Origin of the sequence: Burkholderia sp. WSM2232 (assembly GCF_000472545.1) — a bacterium.
In the GTDB taxonomy this organism is placed as follows: domain Bacteria; phylum Pseudomonadota; class Gammaproteobacteria; order Burkholderiales; family Burkholderiaceae; genus Paraburkholderia.
The window spans coordinates 1-23,134 of sequence record NZ_AWZV01000028.1 but is presented as its reverse complement, the minus strand read 5'-3'; the positions used below and the strand labels follow the sequence as shown (position 1 = coordinate 23,134).

At 65.8% G+C, this 23,134-nt stretch carries 18 protein-coding genes; 9 read left to right on the top strand and 9 right to left on the bottom strand.

Annotated features, from left to right (window positions below):
* Positions 1 to 205: 205 nt before the first annotated feature.
* Together F757_RS0123345 and F757_RS0123335 are read left to right on the top strand one after the other, a co-directional pair.
* Positions 206 to 1,600, top strand: coding sequence for a sigma-54 dependent transcriptional regulator (locus tag F757_RS0123345; RefSeq protein ID WP_027213498.1), 1,395 nt, complete (start codon positions 206 to 208; stop codon positions 1,598 to 1,600).
* 376 nt (positions 1,601 to 1,976) lie between these two features.
* Positions 1,977 to 2,948, top strand: a complete 972-nt coding sequence (locus F757_RS0123335; protein WP_027213497.1) for a thymidylate synthase — start codon at positions 1,977 to 1,979, stop codon at positions 2,946 to 2,948.
* Between the two features lie 88 nt (positions 2,949 to 3,036).
* On the opposite strand, the gene F757_RS0123330 is transcribed toward F757_RS0123335, so the two are convergent.
* Both F757_RS0123330 and F757_RS0123325 read right to left on the bottom strand, forming a co-directional pair.
* On the bottom strand, positions 3,037 to 5,817 hold the full coding sequence (locus tag F757_RS0123330) for a DUF6600 domain-containing protein (RefSeq protein ID WP_027213496.1): 2,781 nt from the start codon (positions 5,815 to 5,817) through the stop codon (positions 3,037 to 3,039).
* Between the two features lie 165 nt (positions 5,818 to 5,982).
* A complete protein-coding gene (locus F757_RS0123325) occupies positions 5,983 to 6,696 on the bottom strand; it encodes an ArsR/SmtB family transcription factor (protein ID WP_027213495.1) in 714 nt (237 codons plus the stop codon).
* 274 nt (positions 6,697 to 6,970) lie between these two features.
* Here F757_RS0123325 and F757_RS36870 point away from each other — a divergent pair, with 274 nt between their 5' ends.
* Positions 6,971 to 7,102, top strand: a complete 132-nt coding sequence (locus tag F757_RS36870) for a hypothetical protein (protein ID WP_269660738.1) — start codon at positions 6,971 to 6,973, stop codon at positions 7,100 to 7,102.
* A 168-nt stretch (positions 7,103 to 7,270) separates the two neighbouring features.
* Here F757_RS36870 and F757_RS36280 read toward each other — a convergent pair whose 3' ends face one another.
* Positions 7,271 to 7,618 (bottom strand): hypothetical protein, encoded by a 348-nt coding sequence (locus tag F757_RS36280; protein WP_198021433.1) that lies wholly within the window; start codon positions 7,616 to 7,618, stop codon positions 7,271 to 7,273.
* Here F757_RS36280 and F757_RS33995 point away from each other — a divergent pair.
* From F757_RS33995 to F757_RS0123300, 3 genes are all read left to right on the top strand, one after another.
* Positions 7,596 to 8,732, top strand: coding sequence for an MFS transporter (locus tag F757_RS33995; RefSeq protein ID WP_442856657.1), 1,137 nt, complete (start codon positions 7,596 to 7,598; stop codon positions 8,730 to 8,732). The genes F757_RS36280 and F757_RS33995 overlap by 23 nt on opposite strands.
* Positions 8,732 to 9,991 (top strand): GlxA family transcriptional regulator, encoded by a 1,260-nt coding sequence (locus F757_RS0123305; RefSeq protein WP_035467405.1) that lies wholly within the window; start codon positions 8,732 to 8,734, stop codon positions 9,989 to 9,991. Before F757_RS33995 ends, F757_RS0123305 begins: the two co-directional genes overlap by 1 nt.
* A gap of 76 nt (positions 9,992 to 10,067) precedes the next feature.
* Positions 10,068 to 10,574 carry an acyl-CoA thioesterase gene (locus F757_RS0123300; protein WP_013340094.1) on the top strand — a complete coding sequence of 169 codons (507 nt, stop codon included), beginning with the start codon at positions 10,068 to 10,070 and terminating at the stop codon, positions 10,572 to 10,574.
* A 129-nt stretch (positions 10,575 to 10,703) separates the two neighbouring features.
* On the opposite strand, the gene fumC is transcribed toward F757_RS0123300, so the two are convergent.
* The 5 genes from fumC to F757_RS0123265 form a co-directional block, all read right to left on the bottom strand.
* Positions 10,704 to 12,104 carry a class II fumarate hydratase gene (fumC, locus tag F757_RS0123295; protein ID WP_027213493.1) on the bottom strand — a complete coding sequence of 467 codons (1,401 nt, stop codon included), beginning with the start codon at positions 12,102 to 12,104 and terminating at the stop codon, positions 10,704 to 10,706.
* 13 nt (positions 12,105 to 12,117) lie between these two features.
* On the bottom strand, positions 12,118 to 13,734 hold the full coding sequence (locus tag F757_RS0123290; protein ID WP_084531005.1) for a phospholipase D family protein: 1,617 nt from the start codon (positions 13,732 to 13,734) through the stop codon (positions 12,118 to 12,120).
* A 699-nt stretch (positions 13,735 to 14,433) separates the two neighbouring features.
* On the bottom strand, positions 14,434 to 15,390 hold the full coding sequence (gene panS, locus F757_RS0123280; protein WP_027213491.1) for a ketopantoate/pantoate/pantothenate transporter PanS: 957 nt from the start codon (positions 15,388 to 15,390) through the stop codon (positions 14,434 to 14,436).
* A gap of 662 nt (positions 15,391 to 16,052) precedes the next feature.
* A complete protein-coding gene (locus F757_RS0123270) occupies positions 16,053 to 17,465 on the bottom strand; it encodes an MATE family efflux transporter (protein WP_027213489.1) in 1,413 nt (470 codons plus the stop codon).
* Between the two features lie 321 nt (positions 17,466 to 17,786).
* Positions 17,787 to 18,005, bottom strand: coding sequence for an RNA-binding S4 domain-containing protein (locus tag F757_RS0123265; protein WP_013589190.1), 219 nt, complete (start codon positions 18,003 to 18,005; stop codon positions 17,787 to 17,789).
* A 326-nt stretch (positions 18,006 to 18,331) separates the two neighbouring features.
* On the opposite strand from F757_RS0123265, the gene F757_RS0123260 reads away from it, so the two are divergent.
* The 3 genes from F757_RS0123260 (at position 18,332) to F757_RS34725 (ending at position 21,796) form a co-directional block, all read left to right on the top strand.
* Entirely contained in the window at positions 18,332 to 18,805 is a 474-nt protein-coding gene (locus F757_RS0123260) for a hypothetical protein (protein ID WP_027213488.1), read from the top strand.
* A 103-nt stretch (positions 18,806 to 18,908) separates the two neighbouring features.
* A complete protein-coding gene (locus F757_RS0123255) occupies positions 18,909 to 19,190 on the top strand; it encodes a hypothetical protein (protein WP_027213487.1) in 282 nt (93 codons plus the stop codon).
* Between the two features lie 218 nt (positions 19,191 to 19,408).
* Positions 19,409 to 21,796 carry an ATP-dependent helicase gene (locus tag F757_RS34725; protein WP_232221447.1) on the top strand — a complete coding sequence of 796 codons (2,388 nt, stop codon included), beginning with the start codon at positions 19,409 to 19,411 and terminating at the stop codon, positions 21,794 to 21,796.
* A 159-nt stretch (positions 21,797 to 21,955) separates the two neighbouring features.
* Here F757_RS34725 and F757_RS0123245 read toward each other — a convergent pair whose 3' ends face one another.
* On the bottom strand, positions 21,956 to 22,723 hold the full coding sequence (locus tag F757_RS0123245; protein WP_013340085.1) for a DUF4088 family protein: 768 nt from the start codon (positions 22,721 to 22,723) through the stop codon (positions 21,956 to 21,958).
* Positions 22,724 to 23,134: the final 411 nt, after the last annotated feature.

Genomic DNA, 23,134 nt, shown 5'->3' with positions numbered 1-23,134 from the left:
TCGGAAAGAGCTCTAAATTTTAAAAAAAGCCCGCTAACGGGCCGTCTCAAACACACACGCCGCTTTCTGGGGATCAGCTGTCCGCACGGAATGGAATGGCCGTTCGGTTTTTGCTATTTGCGAATCCCGAATGTGCCAGCGTGTCTGAATTGCGGTTCAGGTGCGTGCATCATCCTTAACGTTCGTTGACGAGAGGATCTGAATAATGGAACCCGCAACGCGGCAACTGATTTACGTTTCGCGCGAGCCGAGCGCGGAACTGCACACCCGCTTCCACCAGCGCGGCTGGCATGTGGAAGTGGTGGGATCGGCGCGCGACGCGCGCCGGGCCGTACGCGCCGGTTCGGCAGCGGGTGGCCTGCTCGATCTGTCGAGTCATTTCCAGCCGCATGAAATTGCCGCTTTCGAATCCTGCCTGACCATGCCCAATGTCGGCTGGGTCGCGGCGACCGTCCCTGGTCAACTTCAGGACGCGGCGCTGCGCCGTCTCGTGCGCGATTATTGTTTCGACTATGTGACCGTGCCGTATTCGGGCGACCGCATCGTGGATTCCGTCGGTCACGCGTACGGCATGATTTCGCTTGGGGAACCGGCGTCGAACGACGCTTCGCAAGGCGCCGAAGGCGAAATGGTCGGCTCGTGCGACGCCATGCTTGCGCTCTTCCGCTCGATCCGCAAGGTCGCGATGACCGACGCGCCGGTCTTCATCTCGGGCGAATCGGGCACCGGCAAGGAACTCACGGCAGTCGCGATTCACGAACGCTCCGCCCGGCGTAACGCGCCGTTCGTGCCGATCAACTGCGGCGCTATTCCGCCGCACCTGCTGCAGTCCGAACTATTCGGCTATGAACGCGGCGCCTTCACCGGCGCAAACCAGCGCAAGATCGGCCGCGTGGAAGCGGCCAACGGCGGCACGCTGTTTCTCGACGAAATCGGCGATCTGCCGCTGGAAAGCCAGGCGAGCCTGCTGCGCTTCCTGCAGGAGCGCAAGGTCGAGCGGCTGGGCGGCCACAGTGCGATAGACGTCGACGTGCGGATCATTTCGGCCACGCACGTGGACATGACGGCAGCGATGATCGAAGGGCGCTTTCGCTCCGACCTGTATCACCGCCTATGCGTGCTGCAGATCGACGAGCCGCCGCTGCGCGCGCGCGGCAAGGACATCGAGCTGCTTGCGCGCCACATGCTGGAACGTTTCAAGAAAGACGCAAGCCGCCGCCTGCGCGGCTTCGCGCCGGACGCCATCGCCGCTTTGCACAATTACGGCTGGCCGGGCAACGTGCGCGAACTCATCAACCGCGTGCGGCGGGCGATTGTGATGTCCGAGGGGCGTGCAATCACGGCACGCGATCTGGAACTGGCCGAGTACGTCGAGATCGTGCCGGTGTCGCTCGCGCAGGCGCGCGAGGCCGCCGAACGTCAGGCCATTGAGCTGGCGCTGTTGCGGCACCGCGGCCGTCTTGGCGACGCGGCGCAGGAGCTCGGCATTTCGCGCGTCACGCTGTACCGGCTGCTCTGCTCGCACGGCATGCGTCACATGGAAAGCGAGCCGCTCGCGTCGTCGCATGGCAGCTTGCCGGCGTCGGTGCCGCATCTCTGACAGGCGGTGCCTCGCAGTTGCGAACGACGTCCTGATTGGTCGAACGGCCGGGCAGTGGCAATCTGCGGTTTGCGAGCGGGTTCCATCTGCCCGTATGCCGTTCCGTTTCGCTCGATAGCACAACCTTCTTCGCATCTCGCGCATGATGTTCGCGGCGCTGGCGCTGGCGCTGGCGCTGGCGCTGGCGCTGGCGCTGGCGCTGGCGCTGGCGTTGGCGTCTGCCTTGGGCCTTCCGCCATCGCATCGGCATCCGCATCGGCCTCGGCCTCGGCCTCGGCATCAGGCGGCCGCGCTTGGTAAAATCGGGTTTTCCGCTCAATCTCGCGGTGCACTGCCTGTAGCTTGCCTGCGCTAGCGCCGTGTCGAAGGGACCCGCATGAAACAATACCTGGACCTCGTCCGCACGATTCTCGACACTGGCACGTGGCAGGAGAATCGCACCGGCATTCGCACCATCAGCATGCCGGGCGCCATGTTGCGCTTCGATCTCCAGCAGGGTTTCCCGGCGGTTACGACGAAGAAGCTGGCGTTCAAGTCGGCCGTGGGCGAACTGGTCGGCTTCCTGCGCGCGTCGCGCAGCGCGGCCGATTTTCGCGACCTCGGCTGCAAGGTGTGGGACGCGAACGCGAACCAGAATCCGCAGTGGCTCGCCAACCCCTATCGACAAGGTCCGGACGATCTTGGCGACGTGTACGGCGTGCAATGGCGCCAGTGGCCCGCCTACAAGGTGCTGGACGCCTCCGCTAGCGCGCAGCTTGCCGATGCGCACGCGCGCGGCTTCAGGGCCGTCACCGAATTCGACGAAAACGGCAACCGCAAGGTGCTGCTGTACAAGGCGATTGATCAGTTGCGCCAGTGCCTCGACACGATCATGCAGAACCCGTCGGACCGGCGCATTCTGTTTCATGCGTGGAACCCGGCGGTGCTGGATCAGATTGCGTTGCCGGCTTGCCACCTGCTCTATCAGTTTCTGCCGAACGTCGCGCGTCGCGAGATTTCGCTATGTCTGTACATTCGCAGTAACGACGTCGGGCTCGGCACGCCGTTCAATCTGACCGAGGGCGCGGTTTTGTTGCATCTGGTCGGCCGCCTGACGGGTTTCACGCCGCGCTGGTTCACGTACTTTATCGGCGACGCGCACATCTACGAAAATCAGCTCGACATGCTGAACCAGCAGCTCACGCGCGAGCCCTATGAGAGCCCGACGCTGGCCATTTCCGAACGCGTGCCCGAGTATGCGAAGACCGGCGTGTACGCTCCTGAATGGTTGGAAAAAATCGAGCCGTCGGATTTTTCGCTGATCGGCTACCGGCATCACGAACCGTTGACCGCGCCAATGGCTGTTTGAGAGGGCGCTATAAAAAAGCCCCCGCGATGCGGATCGCGGGGGCTTTTTTGTGCCGGCGAATGGCGAAGCGTCGGACAGCAGGGGACGCTTAGCCTCGATGATGCTCGTCGTGGCCACCGCCCGAATGCTGATCGCCGTGCTGCGGTTGCGGGCGTGGCTGCTGCGCCTGAGGCTGGGGGCGCGGTTCCGGACGCGGCTGCATCTGCTGCGGATGAAACTCCGGCCGAGGCTGCTGTTGAGCCTGGGGCTGAGGACGCGGCTCCTGGCGCGGCTGCAACTGCTGCGGATGAAACTCTGGGCGAGGTTGCTGTTGAACCTGAGGCTGAGGACGCGGCTCCTGGCGCGGCTGCGTCTGCTGCGGATGAAACTCTTGACGAGGTTGCTGTTGCGCCTGTAGCTGCGGTTCCTGACGCGTCTGCATCTGCTGTGGGCGAGACTCGACATAAGCCTGCTGCTGCGTCCGCGTATCTGGGACTGGCTGGGCCCGCTGCGGCCGCATGCCCTGCGCTGACAGTTCCTGACTCGGGGCCTGAGCTTGAGCCTGCTGACGCGGCTGCGGTTGACCTTGCGGCCCACCAAGCTCGCCCGCTTGGGCACGATAATCCCCCCGCGGCGTCTGCAAATTCCGTTGCTGCCCTTGAACCTGGAGCGTGCCCGGCGGTTGCGTCGCCGCCGGATTTTCCGGGGGGTGCGGGACCGCGCGCTGGCGCATGGCTGTGTTTTGGTCTCCGCCAACCGGCTGTGCGATCTCGGGCCTTGCGATTTGCGATGCTTCGCTGCCGCGCGGCCGGCCTTGCGGCGCTGCCTGTGCCTGCCGCGACTGCTGTGTCTGCTGCGCCTGCTGCGTCTGCTGCGCCTGCAGCGCCATCGGCGTATGCGGCTGCGTCCACACAGGCTCGTGGCGCCCGTCCGCCGCCGCTTGCTGAGCCGTGCCGCGCTGCTGCACGAAGCCTGGCGCATTGCCACCGTTCTCACGCGGCGGACGCGGCACGCCGTTCGACGGCGCGGCCGCCCCTCCGCGCTGCGGGCCACGCGTCTGTTCAACGGCGCCGGGCCGCTCCTGCTGCATACCCGAACGTTGCGGTAGACCCGTGGCAGGCGCGTCGCCCGCACCGGGTCCCGGGTGTTGGTCACGGCTCACGATGCCGGCCGCGCTCGGTCCGCCCGGCAGCGTCTGCGGCACAGGCGCGCCTGCTGCCGCGCCAGGCATGCGGCCGGGAATATGCGACTGCACGACCCGCACATTCGCGACCGGCGACGCACCGCGTCCGCCGACGAAGTGCGCCGGCACCGACGTCCGCACGATCGGCTGCCCCGCGCCAGGCACGCGGGCACCGCTTTGCGCGAAACGCTGCGCGAGGCCGTCGCGGTAGGCGGGCGGCATCGACGGACTGCGCGTTGCGACCACCGGACGCGTCATGGCCTGCGCCGGCGGCCGGCGATCCGCGTTGCGCTGGCCTGGTCCGAAACTCTCGCGCACCGGCGCAATGCCAGGCGCGCCGGGGTTGATGCGGGCGTTGCGCCACTGCGCCGGATCGACCTTCTGTGCGAAGCGTCCGACCGGCTGCCCGTGCACGAAAGCCGTCGCCGGCACAGCGGTCACGGCCCGTGGCGCCCGATAGTTGATGTACGTGTTGTGCACGTTGGTGATGTTCGTGACGTGGTAGTTATTGACCACCGTCGTCTGATTGACACGTTCGTAGTAGCGTGGGCTCCAGCTGTCGCGTCCGCCCCATTGCGGATGCCACCGTTCCCCCGGGCCGAGCGGGAACCACGCGACGCCCGCCGCCATCGCGCCACCAATCGCCAGATTCACGCCCCAGTCGACTCCGCCGCCGCCACCGCCAACGAACGCGACCAATGCCGGCGCATAAACCGGCGGCGCGTTTACCACGACAGGGCCGGGCACCCAGGCCCAGGAATCGTCGACATAAGCCCAGCGGCCATAGTGGTACGGGGCGAAGCCCCACGGCGCGTCGTCGACCCAGGTCCAGCCCCAAGGCGCCTGCCATACCCAGTGGCCCTCACGGTATGGAGCCCAGCCGGCGGGCGTCGCGCGCGGCACCCATACTTCGCCGTACTGCGGGCTGCTGCGCCATGTGCCGTTGGCGTCGAGGTCCTGATAACCCGGAATCTCGCGCGATACATAGCGCGCCGACACCGAGCGGTCTTCGGCGGCGTCGCGGCTCGCTGTCCATTGATCGAAGCCGTCCGGGCCCGGCACGCCGCTCTCGGCGAGCGTCTGCAGGTTGGTGCCGGCAAAGCGCATCTGCTGACCGGCGGCGATCGGCACCTGAGCGCCGTCGCCGTAAGCCGTCGCGCTGCCGCTGCGCACGGTGACGGTGGTGCTGCTGCCGTCCGGCGCGACGTCGACGCGGTAGTCGCCCGGTCCGTTCAGTCCCAGCGCGAGATTGGGCGTGTCGATTTCGTACGACGATCCCGGCGGCAGTTGTCGCACGTGCGCCGACAGCGTGCCTTGCGCGACCTTCAGCTGTGCGCTGTTGTCGTCGAGATTCAGCAGGTCGAGACTGGTGGACTGACCGAGACGCAGCGCCGTCGAGCCGATATGCAGCTCCGAGCGCGCGTTTTCGTCGTTCCACAACTGGTCGCCGGTTGTCAGCGGCCGGTTGATCTGCGCGTACGACCAGTCGGCGGCGCCGGCCGGCTCGGTGGTCACGGTCCCAGCCATGTAGTTCAGACGCGCGACGCGTCCAGGCGGGTCCGTGTTCTGGGTGGCCGCAGCCTGCGGCGCGGGGACAGCTTGCTGCGCGAGCGCGCACTGCGTCGCCAGCAGAAACGCCGCCGTGGCGATCAGCGTGTAGCAGACAGGGCGATGTCCTGAAGGTAAGCGTGGGGTCATGGCTTGCATGTTCTGTTCTCCGACGGACGCATTTGCATGCGGTATCCGTGAATCACTCTACCTGCAGCGCCTGTTTCAAGGCCCCCACATTTGTAAGGCCGGCTCACCAGCGGTAACAAAAGGTCTCGATCGGCTCACCGCCGTTGCCAACCTACGGGCTCCCGGCGGCTTTGCTCAGTCGGCGAGGAACGCGTCGAAATGCCGATGACCGGCGGGCGTGATGCGCAGAATACGCGGACGCTCGGTCCGCTCCACCCAGCCGTGCGCGGCCCACGACTCCAGCAACGCCGCGCCGAGCGCGCCCCCGAGGTGCGGACGGCGCTCGCTCCAGTCCGGGCAGGTGCAGGCAAAGCGGCGCCGGCGGCCGCGCTGCGCCGACAGGTCGATGCCCCAGTCGGCAAAGCGGGCGGCGCCCTCGGACGTGGCTTCGAGCGACGTGCCTTGCAGGCTCAGCAGTCCGCGCGCGACGAGCCGCTCGAACACCCGCACCGACAGCTCGCCCGCCATGTGATCGTAGCAGGTGCGCGCGTAGCGCATGTCGGTCGGCACGGTGCGCACCGGGCGCGGCGTGGGGCGCTGCGGCGCGCTGACTTGCGCGACGTTGGCGAGCGCTTCAATGGACGCCGCGATATCCGCCGACGCTATGCGGAAATACCGGTGCCGCCCTCGCACCTCGAGCGCGAGCAGGCCCCCCTCGGTGAGCCGGGCGAGATGCGCGCTGGCGGCCGACGGCGAGAGTCCCGCGATCATTGTCAGTTCGCCGGCAGGGCGGGCGCTGCCGTCCATCAGCGCCCACAGCATGGCGGCGCGGCCGGGGTCCGCGAGCAGCGCGCCAATCCGGCTGAGGCCGGGAAAGTGATTGTGTTCGTCTGCGAGGAGGGCGGACATAGGGTGCTCCAGGTTCGGTCGGGTTTGCGCTGTGCGGGCTGCGCAAGAGGTCATGCAGCCACTTCATGCAGCCACTTCATGCGGGCACTTTACGCGGCGCGTTCATTCGATGTTTCAGCTTAACGTGAACAGTGGATTACGGCCGCTACGAAAATCCGCCTTGATGGTCCGCGCGTCTGAATGCCTGCGAACCCGCGAGCCTGCGGCAACGGGCTTGCGCGAGCCCAAGCGGCGCCAGGCTAGAATCGACGCCTGTCTTTGCAGGAACGCAGTCATGAAAATCGTATTGGGCTTGCTGGCGTCGATCGTGTTGTTGGGCGCATGCGCACAAGGCGGTCCGTCCGGGGGCGGCAGCGTCACGATGTACGGCACCATCGACGAAGGGATCACCTTCCACAGCAAGTAGTGGATCGGCTGGCTGCGGTGTGTTTCGCAGTCTAATGGTGCGATGGATGGCAGTAAATGATGCATCATTGTCACGACTGCCACGGGCAGTCGTGTGACGATGGCCCTTTCGTCACACGAGCCATTGGGTCAGGGCGCCGCGAGCGGTGGCCGCGGCTCATTTGGCTGCTCAGGCGGATGCGGCGGCTTCTACGGCTTTCACCGCGGCGACCGCTCGCGCCCATTCCACTTGCCGGGACCGATTCATGCCGCCTGCCACTTCTGCCAGCCCAGCCAGCCCAGCCACCCCAACCAGCCCAACCAGCCCAACCAGCCCAACCAGCCCAACCAGCCCAACCAGCCCAACCAGCACAGCCAGCACAGCCAGCACAGCCAGCACAGCCAGCACAGCCTCGAGCTTCTCCGACCCGACCGCAAACCTGCACGGCCCCGATCCGCAGGGTCGGCGTGCGGCGCGCGTACTGGCAGTGTGCCAGGCGCTGTACACGTCGTCGGTGTCCATTGATCTCACGCTCACGGGTCTGGTCGGCTATACGCTCGCGAGCGACAAAGCGCTCGCCACATTGCCTTTCTCGCTGATCACCGTGGCCGCCGCGCTAACCACGATCTTCGCGTCCTTTTTGATGGCGCGTATTGGCCGCCGTGCGGGCTTCGTGCTTGGGGCGGGCGTCGGTGCGCTAGGCGGCGCAGTGTCGGTTTGGGCGATCTTTCACCACGACTTCTGGGCTTTTTGCGCAGGGACTGCGACGGTCGGCGTATTTCAGGCGTTCGCGCAGTACTACCGGCTCGCCGCCGCTGACGCGGTCGGGCTCGACGGCAAGAGCCGCGCGATTTCGACGGTGCTCACCGGCGGCGTGGTCGCGGCGGTGTGCGGGCCGTTGCTCGCCGCGTGGAGCAAGGACTGGCTCGCGCCGGTGGCGTTTGCGGGTTCGTATGCGCTCGTGACCGGGCTGGGGCTCGCGTCGATAGTCCTGCTCATGCTGCTCTATCGCGACATGACGCCCGCGCCCGCCCCAGCCACACCTCATGACGCCGCGCGGCCCCTCGGCGAGATCGTGCGTCAGCCGATCTTCGCGGCGGCGCTCGCCAACAATGCGCTCGGCTATGCCGTCATGATGTTCGTGATGACCGCGACGCCGATCGCGGCGGTTGCGTGCGGACATAGCATCGGCGACGGCGCAGCAATCATTCAGTGGCATCTCGTCGGCATGTTCGCGCCGTCGCTGTTTTCGGCCCGGCTCATCAAGCGCTTCGGCGTGTTGCCGGTGATCGGCGCGGGCATCGTGCTGTCGGCGCTGTGCGGCGTGTTCGCACTGCGTTCGACTGATCTTGCGCATTTCTATGTCGCGCTCGCGTGTCTTGGCGTGGGCTGGAACTTCATGTTTGTCGGCGGCTCGACGCTGCTTGCGCAATCTTATCGGCCCTCCGAACGCGCCAAGACCCAGGCTACCAGCGAATTCACGACGTTTGCCTGTTCCGCGCTCGGTTCGCTGTTCGCCGGGCAATTACTGGCGCGCTTCGGCTGGGCGACGATCAATGCGGCCATCTTTCCGTTGCTGGGCATGGCGGCGCTGGCCACACTGGCTTACGCGCGCTCGTCGAAGCGCCGCGCGGCCGCGGGAGTGGCATGATGAGCGCGCGTCATATCGTGTTTGCCGTCGCGCCCGATCTGGTGCTGCTCGACGCATGCGGCCCGCTGGAGGCATTCTGGCGCGCGGAGCTGACTATGGCCGCGGGCGGCGGTTCTGGTCATGGCAGTGGCGTTGGCGCAGGCACAGGCACAGGCACAGGCTACGTCACTAACCACGGCAACGACAGGGTCGCGAGCCCCAGCCGCAGCGCGGCTACTGGCAATCACACCAGCACTGGCCCCAGCCCTGGCGTGCTGTCCACGCCCTCGCCGTCACTCGCGCATCCTGTGGCATACCGCACGACGATTGCGTCTATCGACGGCGGCGTGCTTCAGACCTTCACCGGCTTACCCGTCGTCACCCAACGGCTCGACTCGCTCGAGACCGAGCCGATCGACACGCTCATCGTCCCCGGCGTGCCAATCGACCCGCACTGCACGCTGCAGCCGGAACTGGTCGCGTGGATCAGAAGCAATGCGCCGCGCGCGCGCCGCGTGTGTTCCGTGTGCACTGGTGCGTTCTATCTGGCGGCAGCGGGACTGCTCGACGGCCGGCGCGCGACCACGCATTGGCGCGAAGCAGCGCAACTGGCGCGCCGCTTTCCGAATGTCCAGGTGGACGCCGATCCGATTTTCATTCGCGACGCCAGCCACGATCCCAGCCCCGGCGCAACCGGCAGCGCCGGCCGGCATCCGGGCGCCGTTTGGACCTCCGCGGGCGTGACCGCGGGGATCGACCTCGCGCTTGCACTGATCGAGGAAGACCTGGGCCATGCGGTCGCGATGCAGGCCGCGCGGCGGCTTGTCGTCTTCATGAAGCGGCCGGGCGGGCAGTCGCAGTTCAGCGCGGCGCTGGCGGCGCAGGCGTCGGCGGGCGGGCCCTTCGAAGCCTTGCATAGCTGGATGGCCGCGCATCTGCGGGAAGATCTGACGGTCGAGCGGCTTGCCGAACGCGCGCGGATGACACCACGTACTTTCGCGCGGCGCTACGTCGACGAAGTGGGGCGCACGCCGGCCAAAACGGTGTCGGCGCTGCGGCTGGAGGCGGCTTCGCGGGCGTTGGCCGAATCGCGCCGGCCGCTCAAGCGGATCGCGCTCGACTGCGGTTTCGGCAGCGAGCAGAACTTGCGGCGTGCGTTCGTGCGGCGCTTCGGCGTGCTGCCGCTCGAGTATCGGGAACGCTTCACGTCGGCGATGACGTCGCCGGCGCGTGGCGTTATCGCGGGCTCCGACAATACGGCGGCCGGTCGCGGCATCTGACGATAACTGTCCACGTTGTCAATATTGCCCTCGTATAATCGCCTCCTTTCAATGCATCCGATTGACCGGAGTCAAGATGAGCAGTCATCCCTCAGCGCCGCTGGACCGTTCCGAAACCACATTCCGCTTTCTCGCCGAACCCAGCTCGGTCAACTTCGGCGGCAAGGTGCACGGCGGCGCGCTGATGAAATGGATCGACGAAACCGCGTATGCGTGCGCGGCCGTGTGGTCCGGGCGATATTGCGTGACGGTGAGCGTCGGCAACATTCGTTTTCGCCGGCCGATTCTGGTCGGCAATCTCGTGGAGTTGCGAGCACGCGTCGTGGCGACGGGGCGTACCAGCATGCACATTCACGTGTCGGTGCAGGCCGGCGATCCGAAGGGCGGCGAGCTGCTGCAGACCACGGATTGCCTCGTCGTGATGGTCGCCGTCAACGAGAACGGTCATCCGGTGCAGGTGCCGTCGTTCGTGCCGGAGACGGACGAGCAGAAGCGCCTTGCGAGGTACGCGATGGACGTGAAAGAGGCGCTCGACGCGATCGTCGAACTCAAGCCCGAGGAAGTGGCGCAGGGAAAGATCTGACGCACGAAACGTGCGGGGGAGCGGCGGCTCCGAAGCCGCCTGGCTGCGATGCTTCCGCTCGCCAGATTGCAGTTTGAACCCGGGCGACTCACCCGAGTCGCCCGAATCACTCGACACCCTACGCGGCACTCACGGCACCGAGTGGCCCACCATGTCGCCGGGCCGCACCCATTCGTCGAACTGCTGCTCGCTCACGTGGCCGAGCGCTAGCGCGGCGGCTTTCAGCGTGGTGCCCTCCTTATGCGCCTTCTTCGCTATCTGCGCGGCCTTGTCGTAGCCGATGTGCGGATTGAGCGCTGTCACCAGCATCAGCGACTCGTTGAGCAACGTGTCGATCCGCTCGCGATTGGGCTCGATACCGACTGCGCAGTTCTCGTTGAAACTGTGCGCGCCGTCCGTCAGCAGGCGGATGGATTGCAGCACGTTGTGCGCGATCATCGGCCGGAATACGTTCAGTTCGAAGTTGCCGCTCGCGCCGCCGATGTTCACCGCGACGTCGTTGCCGAACACCTGCGCGCAGAGCATCGTCAGGGCTTCGGACTGCGTCGGGTTGACCTTGCCCGGCATGATCGAGCTGCCCGGCTCGTTCTCGGGAATGGACAGCTCGCCGAGTCCGCAGCGCGGACCGCTCGCGAGCCAGCGGATGTCGTTGGCAATCTTGTTCAGGCTCGCGGCCACCGTCTTGAGCGCGCCGTGCGCGAACACGAGCGCGTCGGCGGCGGCCATCACCTCGAACTTGTTGGGCGCCGAGACGAACGGAACGCCGGTTAGCTGCGCAATTGCCGCCGCGACCTTTTGCGCAAATTGCGGATGCGCGTTCAGGCCGGTGCCCACTGCGGTGCCGCCTTGCGCCAGTTCATACAGATGCGGCAAAGCCGATTCGACGTGACGAATGCCCTGGTCGAGCTGCGCCACGTAGCCCGAAAACTCCTGGCCGAGCGTGAGCGGCGTAGCGTCCTGCAAATGCGTGCGGCCGATCTTGACGATGTCGGCGAATGCCTTGGCCTTGCCGTCGAGCGTATCGCGCAGCGTCTTCAACGCGGGCAACAGATGCTTCACGATGCCATGCGCGGCGGCCACGTGCATGGCTGTCGGAAACACGTCGTTCGACGATTGCCCGCGGTTCACGTCGTCGTTCGGGTGGACCTTGCGCGCCTCGCCGCGCTCGCCGCCGAGCAGTTCGCTCGCGCGGTTGGCAATCACCTCGTTCAGATTCATATTGGTCTGCGTACCGGAGCCGGTCTGCCAGACAGCGAGCGGAAATTCTTCGGCATGCTTGCCTTCGATGATCTCGTCGGCCGCCTGCATGATCGCGCGCGCCTTGCTCTCGTCGAGCACGCCGAGGCCCAGATTCACCTCGGCCGCGGCTCGCTTGATGACGGCAAGCGCGGTGATCAGCTCGGGCGACTGCTTCTCGGTGGAAATGCGGAAATTCTGCAGCGAGCGCTGCGTTTGCGCACCCCACAGACGGGCATTGGGCACGCCGATTTCACCGAACGTGTCGCGCTCCATTCGTACGTCTTCAGTCATGTTCAGCTCCGCTTTAAAGTTCTGCGTTGACCGGCAATAGGGAGAATAGCCCGGTTAGCGCATTCCGGTATAACCCTGCCTGCGGGTCGAAAATGTAGGTTCGGCGCACGCCGTTCTCGACGTCCGTCCACACGAGCGGCGACAGCGGCGCGTCGATCGAGCGCAGATACGCGAGCTGCGCGTCGTCGGCGAGCGTCACGCGATAGCTCTGTTCGGGGCCGACGGCGCGCTCGAAAATATCGGCGACCTGCGCCGCGAGTTCAGGGCTGTGGATCACGAGCGCGAGTTCGGTGTTCAGATGCGCCGAGCGCGGATCGAGGTTCATCGAGCCGATCACGAGAATGCTACGGTCGATCACATAGGTCTTCGCATGCAGGCTCGCGCGCGATCGCGACCCGGCGAAGCCCGCCGTCGGCGTTTCCTGGCGTGGCCGGAATTCATATAATTCGACGCCCTGCCTGAGCAGCGGCACGCGAAACGGACTGTAGCCCGCCTGCACGGCGACTGCGTCGGTGGCGGCAAGCGAATTGGTCAGGATAGCGACACGTACGCCGCGGTGAGTGAGTTCGCCTAGCGCCTTGACGCCCGCATCGTGCGGCACGAAGTAGGGTGACACGATCAGAAAATCCTTGCGCGCGTCCTTCATCAGTTCGCCCAGCCGCTTCATCGGCGGACTCACGTAATCCGGCGACGGAGTCTCGATCTTCTCCGGCTGATCCGCCTCGAACTCCGCGCGTGCCCATGTCAGGCCGAGCTGCTTGCCGGCGATCTGCGCGGAAAGCGGCGTCGCATTCAAGGGCTTCGCGTTGTAGGGGTCCGCGTTCGTGCGCCAGTGCTGGCGCAGATCGTCGCGAGTCTGGTCGAGCTCGTGCGGGTCGAATTTCTGCCTGTTCAGCGCGCGCAGCGGATACGCGAGGCTGCTGTTCCAGTAGTCGTCGAAGCTCGCGGAGACGTGGGCGGTGATCGGGCCGGCCGCGAGCACGTCGATGTCGCGAAACTGCAGCACCTCGCTTGCGCTGAAGTATTCGTCGCCGAGATTGCGGCCGCCGACAATCGCCAACTGGTTATCCGCGATCATTGCCTTGTTGTGCATGCGGCGCGTGAAATGGCCGATCTGCGTGAACAGATTCGTCGTGCGTTCGAACACGCCCTCGTGCGCGCTGCCGAACGGGTTGAAGACACGAATCTCAATGTTCTGATGCGAGTTGAGGCCCGCCATGATGCGGTCGATGTCCTTGAAATTCAGGTCGTCGACCAGCATGCGCACGCGCACGCCGTGATCCGCTGCGTAGAGCGCCGCGCCGAGCAGCAGCTTGCCGGTGGTGTCCTCGTTGGCAATGTAGTACTGCATGTCGAGCGTTTTCGTCGCCGCACGCGCGAGCGCAATGCGCATCTGCAATGCGTCGGTGCCGCTCGAGAGCACGCGGAAGCCGGACTCGCCGGGATGAGCGGCTTCGAGCGGCAGGAGCGCTGTGCGCAGCGGCGTGGCAGTGGTATCGGGCAGCGCGTGAGTGACCGGCCGGTCGAACGCGGTGGCCGGCGGCCTGGTGGCGCACGCGGTCAGAAATGCCGACGCGCAGCACAGCAGGAAGAAATGTCTCGCTGAGTTGATTGCGCGCCTGCGCTGCATTGCGATCTGCTTTTGTTGTGAATGCGACTGCACGCTCTTCCCCTTTCTTGTTCAGGCTTTTCGTGCGGCGGCGCGTTGTTTTGACTCACGCTGCCGGAAAATCCATTCTAAGGGGAATCGCGCCTTCGGGCTGTGCAGCGCTGCACGAAGCGGGGTGTGGGTCGTGCAGCGCTACTGGTGTTGATCTTGCGCGATGGGCAGGTGCTGAGGGGATGGCGGGGGCGAGGGGCGATACGGTCGCGATCGCCATTGAGGTGGCGATGGCGGGCGACGTGGCGATGGCCGATGACGTAGCAATGGTCGCGGGGCGGGAGACGGGCGGCCCGCGACGCGCTGAACGCGTCTGGGGTTCGACAGGTGTTCGCCGTTAGTTGAACTGCGGCGCTCTGTGACTGCTGCTCGCCGGACTCTTCTGATGTTCGACAGGAGCTCCCCGTTAGTCGAACCTCGTCGCGGACTGACTGCTGTTCGCCCGACTCGTCCGGTGTCCCACAGGCGCTCGCCATTAGTCGAACTGCGGTGCGCTGTGACTGCTGCTCGCCCGACGCGCCTGATGTTCGACAGGCGCCCGCCGTTAGTCGAACCCTGAACGCGCTGGGGCGGCCACGCGCCGGATGCGTTCGGCGTTCAGCCGGCTTTTTCCCTTAGCCGATCCTGTTTAGCCGACCTTGTTGCCGCAGCCGCAGCCGCCGCAACACCTCAAACTCGCTCTGCGTTGCGCGGGCGTTCGCTGGCATGCGTCGAGCCTCGCGCCGGACGTCCTGCCCAGAAGCCCGCCAGCAGCGAGCCCGAGAGGTTGTGCCACACCGAAAACAACGCGCCCGGCAATGCGGCAATGGGCGTGAAATACAGCTTGCCGAGCGTCGCCGCGAGGCCGGAATTCTGCATGCCCACTTCGATGGCGAGCGTGCGGCAGACGGCCTCGTCGAAACCGAGCAGACGGCCGCCCCAGTAGCCGCCGAGCAGGCCGATGCCGTTATGCAGCACCACGCCGAGCATCACGACGAGTCCGACGGACGCAATGCTCTTTTGCGTGCCGCCCACCACCGCGCCGATGATCAGCAGAATCGCGACCATCGACACCAGCGGCAGCACCGGCTCGACCTTGCGAACCGCCTTGCCGAACAGATGGTTCACCACCAGACCGACGACGATCGGCAGCGCGACGATTTGCAGAATGCTCATCAACATGCCGTGCACGTCGACGGCGATCGACGCATCCACGTAAAGGCGCGTGAGCAACGGCGTTGCGAATACGCCGACCAGCGTGGACAACGCGCTGATCGTCACGGAGAGCGCAACGTCGCCGCGCGCGAGATAGATCATCACGTTCGACGCCGTGCCGCTCGCCACGCTGCCGACCAGCACCATGCCGGCGGTCAGATCGGGCGGCATGCGCAACGCCTTTGCAATCACCCAGGCGGCGAGCGGCATCACGAGGTAATGCAGCACGATGCCGGCGATTACCGGCGCGGGCCGCGTGAAGACGCGCTGGAAGTCCGCAACCGAAAGCGTGACGCCCATCGCCAGCATGATGATGGTCAAAAGCGTCGTGACATGCGGCGCGATGCTGGCAAACGAAGCCGGTGAAAAATATGCGGCCACCGAAATGAGCACGGCCCAAAGCGGAAAGAGACGGGTAATGCGGGCAAGCATGAGGCGAGGTCCTTGTTGTGTCTTGTCGTGAGAAGCGAGGGTGCGTGACGCCGACGATCGCGCCGACGCCGACGCCGACGCCGACGCCGACGCCGCCGATGACGACGCCGACGCCGCCGACGATGACGCTGGCAAGTGCACGCTCGGCGGCGCGGCATTTGCGTGCGCCGCTTACAGCACCCGGCGCCCGGCGCGTCAGCCGCCTGTGCGTCGCGGTGGTTGCTGTGCTACTGGCAAGAGAAAGGCAGTGCGTCAGCGGATGGCGGACCTGCCGGCGGCGCGGTGTCCTTTGTGAGGCGCGCGCGGGTTTCAGCGCAGCGTCGCGCGATCGTGCAACTGACCGGGCGACGCGGTCATGCGGCTTGCGCTGCAGCCGGGCATTTTACCGTTGACGCGTGGGGCGTGCTTGGGGACTCGTTGCGCTTGCAACCAGTTTTCGTTCGGCCGGTGAGGGCGCGAGCGTTCGGTGCAGCTCCTCGATGCCGCTTGATGCCGTAGCCATGCATGCTCCATGCCGCTTCATGCCGCGGCCGTGCCGCTCAAGCCGCGGCCGTGCCGCAGCCATGCCGTCTGCAACTGCCCGGATCATTGCCGGTCGCGTGCTTCGCAGCTCAAGTGAGCGCGCTCGCTGCGAGCGCTGCTGGGCCTATTTCAAAGCGATGTCAAACCGATGCCGCGGGCGGCGCCTCCGCCGTCGCAGGTACGCGTCGCAAGCTCAGTTTGTGAAAGCGCAGCGTCATCAGCAGAGCGACGCTCGCGAGGCCCGCCGCGAGGCCCCACCACAAACCGCGCGCGCCGAGTCCAAAGTGAAACGCGAGCGTGTAGCCGGTCGGAAAGCCGATGGCCCAATAGCCGAAGGCCGCCGCGATCATGGGTATGCGGGTGTCTTTCAGGCCGCGCAGGCAACCTGAGCCGACCGTCTGCATGCCGTCGACGATCTGGAAAATGGCCGCGACGCCGAGCAGCGAACTGGCAAGGGAGACGGTCGCGGCATTCGCCGGATCGTCGAGATGCAGGTACAGGCCGACGATCCAATGCGGCGCTGCGATCAGCACGATGCCCGACAGCGTCATGAAGCCCACGCCGAGCGCAAGCGCGACAAAACCTGCATGACGCGCAGCGAGCGGCTGCCCCGCGCCGGACCAGAAGCCGACTCGCACATTGGCCGCCTGGCCGATCGCGAGCGGCACCATGAACGCCACCGACGCGACGTTCAGCGCGATCTGATGCGCGGCGAGTTGAGACTCGCCAAGCAGGCCGACCATCAGGCCGGTCGCGAGAAACAGCGTGGACTCGACGCCGTACGTGATCGCGACAGGCCAGCCTATGCCGAATAGTTCGCCCATGAGCGGCACGTTGGGGCGGGTGGCGACCACGAAGTGACGATAGTGCGGCTGCAGGTGCAGCAGTGCCATCAGTACGAGCGCCGTAAGCCAGACGGTGATGGAAGTCGCGGCGGCCGAGCCGAGGAAGCCGAGCCGCGGCAGGCCGTAGGCGCCGTGAATCAGCCCGTAGTTCAAAAAGCCGTTCACGCCGACGCTCACGAGCGACACCCACAAAAGCCGCCGCGCCGCGCCGATAGCGGGCAGAAACGAGCGCATCAGCCCCACGCCGATCAGACTGCCGGGCGCGCCCCAGCGCAGCACAGCCGCGTATTCGCCGACGTTATGCGCGAGCAGCGCGGGTTCGCCAAACGCAAGCAGAATCGTCGTGGCGAACGACAGCAGCACGAACGCCGGCAGCGAGAGCAACACCGAAAGCACGAAGCCGGTCCAGTAGATATGCGGCACGCGGCTTTCTTGCTGCGCGCCGCGCGCATGCGAAACGCTCACGCTGACCGAGGTGAGCACGCCCTGCAGCAGCGTGACGACGACGAAAAACAGGTTCGCGCCGAGCCCGCCGGCCGCCAGCGCGTCGGGGCCTAGCGAGCCGAGCAGGATAGTGTCGGTGACGCCCATTGCCATTTGCGACAGTTGCGCGATGGCAAGTGGCGCGGCGAGCCGGGCAGTGTCGGCGGCGTGGCGCGAGAGAGTGGGCGGACGGGCGACGGCACGAGTAAAGCCGGATTGAGTCATGGAGCGTGCGTGTTAAGCGTGAAAAGGCAGCAGCGCGGCGACGGCTTTGGGCGACGAGTTTGGCTTGCAGCGGCTTAGGCCACCGTTGCAAAGGGCTGCTGCACGCATCGGCGCAGCGCGGTCGAGTTGCATCCCCGTGCAGACAGTCGCATCAACCGGCGTGATGCATCCTGCGCTGAAGCAGCGTCCAGCCGTGTCGCTTGATCGCCGTGCGCGGCGAAGCTGACAGCTTATTGTGTAGCCGCTGCAATGTCGATGGAGAGCGCACGCTTTTGGTGCGTGAGCCGGCTGCGGATTCTCGTGGTCCCAAGCGCCAAGGCTTCAGGCTTCGTGGACGGCAATTCGCGTGTCGCCGAGCAGCACCACCTGGCCCGCGCGAATCTTGCACGTTTTACGCGTTTCGACGCGCCCGTCGACGGTCACGGCACCGTCCGCGACCATCATTTTTGCCTGGCCGCCGCTTTCCGCGAGTCCCGTAATCTTCAGCAGATTGTGGAGTTCGACGTAGTCGCCGGTCAGCGTGAAATCGAGATTGGGCATGGGCTTTGCACCTTGGGCGAGGGGTTCGCATCATAAGCCACAAGCTTGCCCCGAAGAAGACGCGTTGTCCCCGGGCACGCGTCCCCGCGTGGCGGCGAACGCATCGAAAGCAAATGCAAGCAGATGTTATGTGTTTGTCGGAAAGTGAAACGTTGCGTAACACGGTTCGCCACGAAACGACTCCACTCGTAAAGTGGCTCTCAGCAGCAAAGCTTGCCGCATGCAGTTCGGCTGCGGGTTAGCCGGAAGGCGTCCTGCACAGCACCGCCGCGACGCGGGACCGGAAGCTCCGACCGCGTCACGACAATTTTAGAGAGGAACTAACCATGACTCAGATTCGTACGCTACTCATCGGTACCGCCATCACCGCATTTGCCGCTAGCGCGGCCATGGCACAGACCACGCAGCCCATCCAGCCGGTGCAGCACGCTGCGGGGGCCAACCTGCAAGCGCAGGTGCAGACGCCGGGCGCCGATGTCGCACCGGCGGCGCAGGGCGTGCAGCCGGTACAGCCCGTGACGCCGGCGCCGACCAACCTGACCGCGCCGGGCTCGACGGACCCGCTCGTGCAAAAGCGCGAAGCCAACGCGAAGGCGAGCGCGGAGTATCGGGCGTCGAAGAAGGCGTCGAAGGCGGAGCTCAAGCAACAGCAGAAGGCCGCGAAGTCCGAGTACAAGGAGCAGGTGCGCGACGCCAAGATCAACATGAAGGCTGACAAGCAGGCGGCCAGCAACGAAACGAAAATGAACATGCAAGGTCAGGCCGGCGAGCAGAACGACGGCGGCGAGGTCAAGCACTAATCGCGTCGGAGCCGGGCATAGCGTGCCTGGCCCGTGACCGGATTCACGCTCGGGCGGGGCGCGCTCCCGCCCCGTTTTGAGCGCTTTGGCAAGGAGGCAACACATGAACAGAGATCAATCTACGAAGTCTGCGCGATTCACCGTGAGCCGGCTCGGCGCGCTGTTGATTGCTGGCTGCCTGTCGTCGGTCGCGTTCGCTCAGGCGAGCGATCCGGCCGCCGCGCCCGTCACGCATGCCGACAGGAAGGCCGCGAAACAGCAGGCCAAGGCGGACAAGAAGGCGGCCGTCGCTCAAGCCAAGGCCGATAAGGAAAAGACCGAGGCTCAGGCCGACGCCGACAAAGCCAACGCTGAGGCCAATCTCAAGGATGCCAAGAAGCAGTAAATAGTTTGTCTGGCTGGCGGCTTCCGGCTTGTCCAATGAAAGGGAAGTCTGGTCGGATCGTCGAGGCCCGTTGCGCGCAAGCTAACGGGCCATTGTTTTTTGCGCGGCGGTACCGCTGGCGACGTGGGGCGGCACGTGAGGACGGGGTTAGGCAAGCGTTCGATGGCTCGCGTGGCGCCCGCGGTGTCCAAAAAAGGGCACTTGTGCGCCGGGGTTGTATGGATATACAGTATGCGTCGCCCTTCCTGATCCCATCCAACGCCTGTAAAGACACCGTGCTGCCCGTCGCCGAATCTCCGCCGCCGTCCGATGCCACCGCCTGGCTTGCGAAGCTCAACGACGCACAGCGGCACGCCGTCGACCACGGCGCCGATACGCCTCACGCACCGCCCGGCGCGCTGCTGGTCATCGCGGGCGCGGGCTCGGGTAAGACGAACACGCTGGCGCATCGCGTAGCGAATCTGGTCGTCAAAGGCGCGGATCCGCGCAGAATCCTGCTGCTCACGTTCTCGCGGCGGGCGGCGCAGGAAATGACCCGCCGTGTCGCGCGCATCGCCACGGCCGCGCTCGGCGCGCGCGCCGCCCTCGCGCAAGGGCTCACATGGGCCGGCACTTTCCACAGTGTCGGCGCGCGTCTGTTGCGCGAATACGCCGAACTGATCGGCCTCGCTCCTGCCTTCACGATCAACGACCGCGAAGATTCCGCCGACCTGATGAACCTCGTCCGCCACGAACTGGGACTCTCGGCGAAAGAGCGGCGCTTTCCGGCCAAGGGCACCTGCTTTGCAATCTACTCGCGAGTGGTAAACACCGGCGCGTCGCTTGGCCAGGTCCTGGAGAGCGCGTTTCCGTGGTGCCGCGAATGGGAGGCAGACTTGCGCATGCTGTTCGCCGCCTATGTCGACGCGAAGCAGAAGCAAAGCGTGCTCGACTACGACGACTTGCTGCTCTACTGGTCGCATATGGCCGCCGAGCCGGCCATTGCCGCGGACCTGTCGGCGCGCTTCGATCATGTGCTGGTCGACGAGTATCAGGACACCAACCGCCTGCAGGCGTCCATTCTGCTCGCGCTCAAACCCGACGGGCGCGGCCTGACCGTGGTCGGCGACGACGCGCAGTCGATCTATTCGTTTCGCGGCGCGACGGTGCGCAATATTCTCGACTTTCCGGCGCAGTTCGACCCGCCTGCCACGCGGGTCACGCTCGAGCGCAATTACCGCTCGACGCAGCCGATTCTGGCCGCGTCGAACGCGATAATTGAACTGGCTAGCGAGCGCTACACGAAAAACTTGTGGACCGACAAGGCCTCGGCGCAGCGCCCGCGTCTCGTGACGGTCGCGGACGAGGTGGATCAGGCGCGCTACGTTGTCGAACAGGTTCTCGAAGCGCGCGAGCAGGGCATCAAGTTGAAATCGCAGGCGGTGCTGTTTCGCGCGGCGCACCACAGCGCGGCGCTGGAGATCGAACTGACGCGGCGCAACATTCCGTTCGTGAAGTTCGGCGGGCTCAAGTTTCTCGACTCCGTGCATGTGAAGGACATGCTGGCGGTGTTGCGGTGGGCCGAGAATCCACGTGACCGCGTGGCGGGTTTCCGGGTCGTGCAGTTGCTGCCGGGCGTCGGGCCGGCCACGGCGGCGAAGGTGCTCGATGACATTGCCGAGCGCGTGGACGCTGGCAATGCTGCCGACGCGACCGCCGGCGTGACGCGCACGGGAGCCGCGCGCGAGACCGCGGCGGGAACCACCACCGGAACTACTATGGGAACGGCTGCCGGAAACGCTACCGGCACCGGCACCGGCACCGGCACCGGCACCGGCATTGGCACCGCCACCGCGCCCGGAACAGGAACCGCCACCGGAACGGCCCGCTCGGCCGCCTCAGCCGCTAACACGGCCGCCCGGGTACTCGCAGCGTTCACACCGCCGCCGCGCGCACAGGAGGACTGGCATCCGTTCGTCAAGCTGATGTCGAGCGTGTACGGGCGCGAGACCCCGTGGCCCGCCGAATTCGAGATGGTGCGGCGCTGGTATGAACCGCACCTCGCGCGCAATCACGAAGACGCCGCCGTCCGTCATGCCGACGTCTTGCAGATGGAAAGCATCGCCGGCACTTATGCGTCGCGCGAACGCTTCCTGACCGAACTCACGCTCGACCCGCCCGACGCCACCAGCGACGAGTCCGGCGTGCCCCTCATCGACGAAGACTATCTGATCCTCTCCACCATTCATTCGGCGAAGGGGCAGGAGTGGCGCAACGTGTTCGTGCTGAATGGAGTGGACGGCTGTATTCCGTCCGACCTGGGCACCGGCAGCGACGAGGAAATCGACGAGGAGCGCCGCCTGCTCTACGTAGCGATGACGCGCGCAAAAGAAGACCTGCATATCGTCGTGCCGCAGCGCTTTTACGTGCACAACCAGACGCACCTTGGCGACCGTCACGTGTGGGCGTCGCGCACGCGCTTCATTCCTGCGGATCTGATGCCTCTGTTCGACGCCTACGCGTGGCCGCGCGTGCCCGAGCCAAGCGCGCCGACCGCCGCGGGGCTGGCCGCCGCGGCGCGGGCAAAGCTGGAAATTGGCGCGAAGCTCAGAAAAATGTGGGACTAGGCGCGCAGTGAGCGACAGGTGGACCGTAGGCCACCGGTCGGCCTCGCAAGGCAGGCACGTCATGGCGCCAAACGCCGCAGCCCCGAGGGACTATCGGTGCCGCGCGCAACTCATCTTGCAGAATCCGTAGGCTCGAGGCAGCGCGCCGGCCGGCGGAAATCAGCGTGACTGACGTTGCTGCTGCTGTGCGGTCGGACGCGGTGGGACGAAAAAGTTGCGCAGCCATGCAGCCATCCGCGAGAACACGTCGTACGGCTCTTCGACGAAAATTTCCGGTTTGAGCAGGCGCAGATATTCCATGATCTGCTGAGCTTCCTGCTTCTGGAACGAGCCGTGCGAAATGCCGAGCCGCAGCAGCCCGCGCAGTTCACCGAGTTTTTCGCGCGCCGTGCTGCCCACGCTCGTTTCGCAAGCCACCTTCGCCTCGTACACGCGTTGACGCAGCGATTCGACGAGCCGCCATGCCGGCGTCTGCATGATTTCCTCGAGCGCCTGGATGTCTTGCACCGCGCCCTTGATCTGCGCGGCGAGCGGGTCGACGAGCACCGCATCGCCCTCGGCTTCCTTGACGATCGCCGCCGCCCAGTCGCGGCACTGCTTGGCCAGCTCTTCGGGCGTCCATTCAGAGCGCGCGGCGAAGCCGAAACCGAATTCGCCTGCCTGCCGCATCAGGATCGCGACAACGTCCGGAAACTCCTTGTCGAGCGTGCGTTTCGCCCATGCATACTGGCCGCCTTGCAACATCCGCTGAACCGCGTGCTCCGTCAGCGGAACCATGTTGTCGAGCAGCTTGGCGCGCAAAAAGTCCTCGAACGACGGCGTCGCGAACTGCGGATCGAGCTTCAGCGATACGCGCAGAAAAGCGTCGAAGTCCTTGCGCAACGTCGCAATGGTCTCGTCTTTGAGAGTGAGGGTGATTTGACCCATGTGTGTTTCCCGTTTGGTCCTGCCGCGCGGCCTTGTCGTGTGCTCCGGTCGCAAGCGGACCCGAAGGATGCGACGCGCGATGGCCGAGCGCTTGATTCCTGCCTGTTGCCGCGTCGTTGGCGGGACGTATCCCGGCGCGCGGACCTCGACTGCATATCGGCGGATTGGCAGAAAACTTAAGGGTTTCATCCGGTTGCCCTTGTCGGCCGGGGCGGTGCAGGAGCGTCCCGCCATGCCGTTGCGCGGACGTGCGCTGGCGTTGCGCTGCGCGTGCGTTCACTGGCGCCGCGACGCGATGCGCCAGTGCGCGCCGCACGCCACCGAAGCCACCGAAGCCACCGAAGCCACCGAAGCCACCGAAGCCACCGAAGCCACCGAAGCCACCGAAGCCACCGAAGCCACCGAAGCCAC

Excerpts from the sequence above, each read along its gene's own strand:
- F757_RS0123305 (WP_035467405.1), top strand. The coding sequence starts at position 8,732 with ATGAGCGCGCGTCATATCGTGTTTGCCGTCGCGCCCGATCTGGTGCTG.
- F757_RS0123325 (WP_027213495.1), bottom strand. The coding sequence starts at position 6,696 with ATGTCCGCCCTCCTCGCAGACGAACACAATCACTTTCCCGGCCTCAGC.
- fumC (WP_027213493.1), bottom strand. The coding sequence starts at position 12,104 with ATGACTGAAGACGTACGAATGGAGCGCGACACGTTCGGTGAAATCGGC.
- F757_RS34725 (WP_232221447.1), top strand. The coding sequence starts at position 19,409 with ATGGATATACAGTATGCGTCGCCCTTCCTGATCCCATCCAACGCCTGT.
- F757_RS0123265 (WP_013589190.1), bottom strand. The coding sequence starts at position 18,005 with ATGCCCAATCTCGATTTCACGCTGACCGGCGACTACGTCGAACTCCAC.
- F757_RS36870 (WP_269660738.1), top strand. The coding sequence starts at position 6,971 with ATGAAAATCGTATTGGGCTTGCTGGCGTCGATCGTGTTGTTGGGCGCA.
- F757_RS0123300 (WP_013340094.1), top strand. The coding sequence starts at position 10,068 with ATGAGCAGTCATCCCTCAGCGCCGCTGGACCGTTCCGAAACCACATTC.
- F757_RS0123260 (WP_027213488.1), top strand. The coding sequence starts at position 18,332 with ATGACTCAGATTCGTACGCTACTCATCGGTACCGCCATCACCGCATTT.
- F757_RS0123290 (WP_084531005.1), bottom strand. The coding sequence starts at position 13,734 with ATGCAGCGCAGGCGCGCAATCAACTCAGCGAGACATTTCTTCCTGCTG.
- F757_RS0123255 (WP_027213487.1), top strand. The coding sequence starts at position 18,909 with ATGAACAGAGATCAATCTACGAAGTCTGCGCGATTCACCGTGAGCCGG.
- F757_RS0123245 (WP_013340085.1), bottom strand. The coding sequence starts at position 22,723 with ATGGGTCAAATCACCCTCACTCTCAAAGACGAGACCATTGCGACGTTG.
- F757_RS0123345 (WP_027213498.1), top strand. The coding sequence starts at position 206 with ATGGAACCCGCAACGCGGCAACTGATTTACGTTTCGCGCGAGCCGAGC.
- F757_RS0123335 (WP_027213497.1), top strand. The coding sequence starts at position 1,977 with ATGAAACAATACCTGGACCTCGTCCGCACGATTCTCGACACTGGCACG.
- F757_RS0123330 (WP_027213496.1), bottom strand. The coding sequence starts at position 5,817 with ATGCAAGCCATGACCCCACGCTTACCTTCAGGACATCGCCCTGTCTGC.
- F757_RS0123270 (WP_027213489.1), bottom strand. The coding sequence starts at position 17,465 with ATGACTCAATCCGGCTTTACTCGTGCCGTCGCCCGTCCGCCCACTCTC.
- panS (WP_027213491.1), bottom strand. The coding sequence starts at position 15,390 with ATGCTTGCCCGCATTACCCGTCTCTTTCCGCTTTGGGCCGTGCTCATT.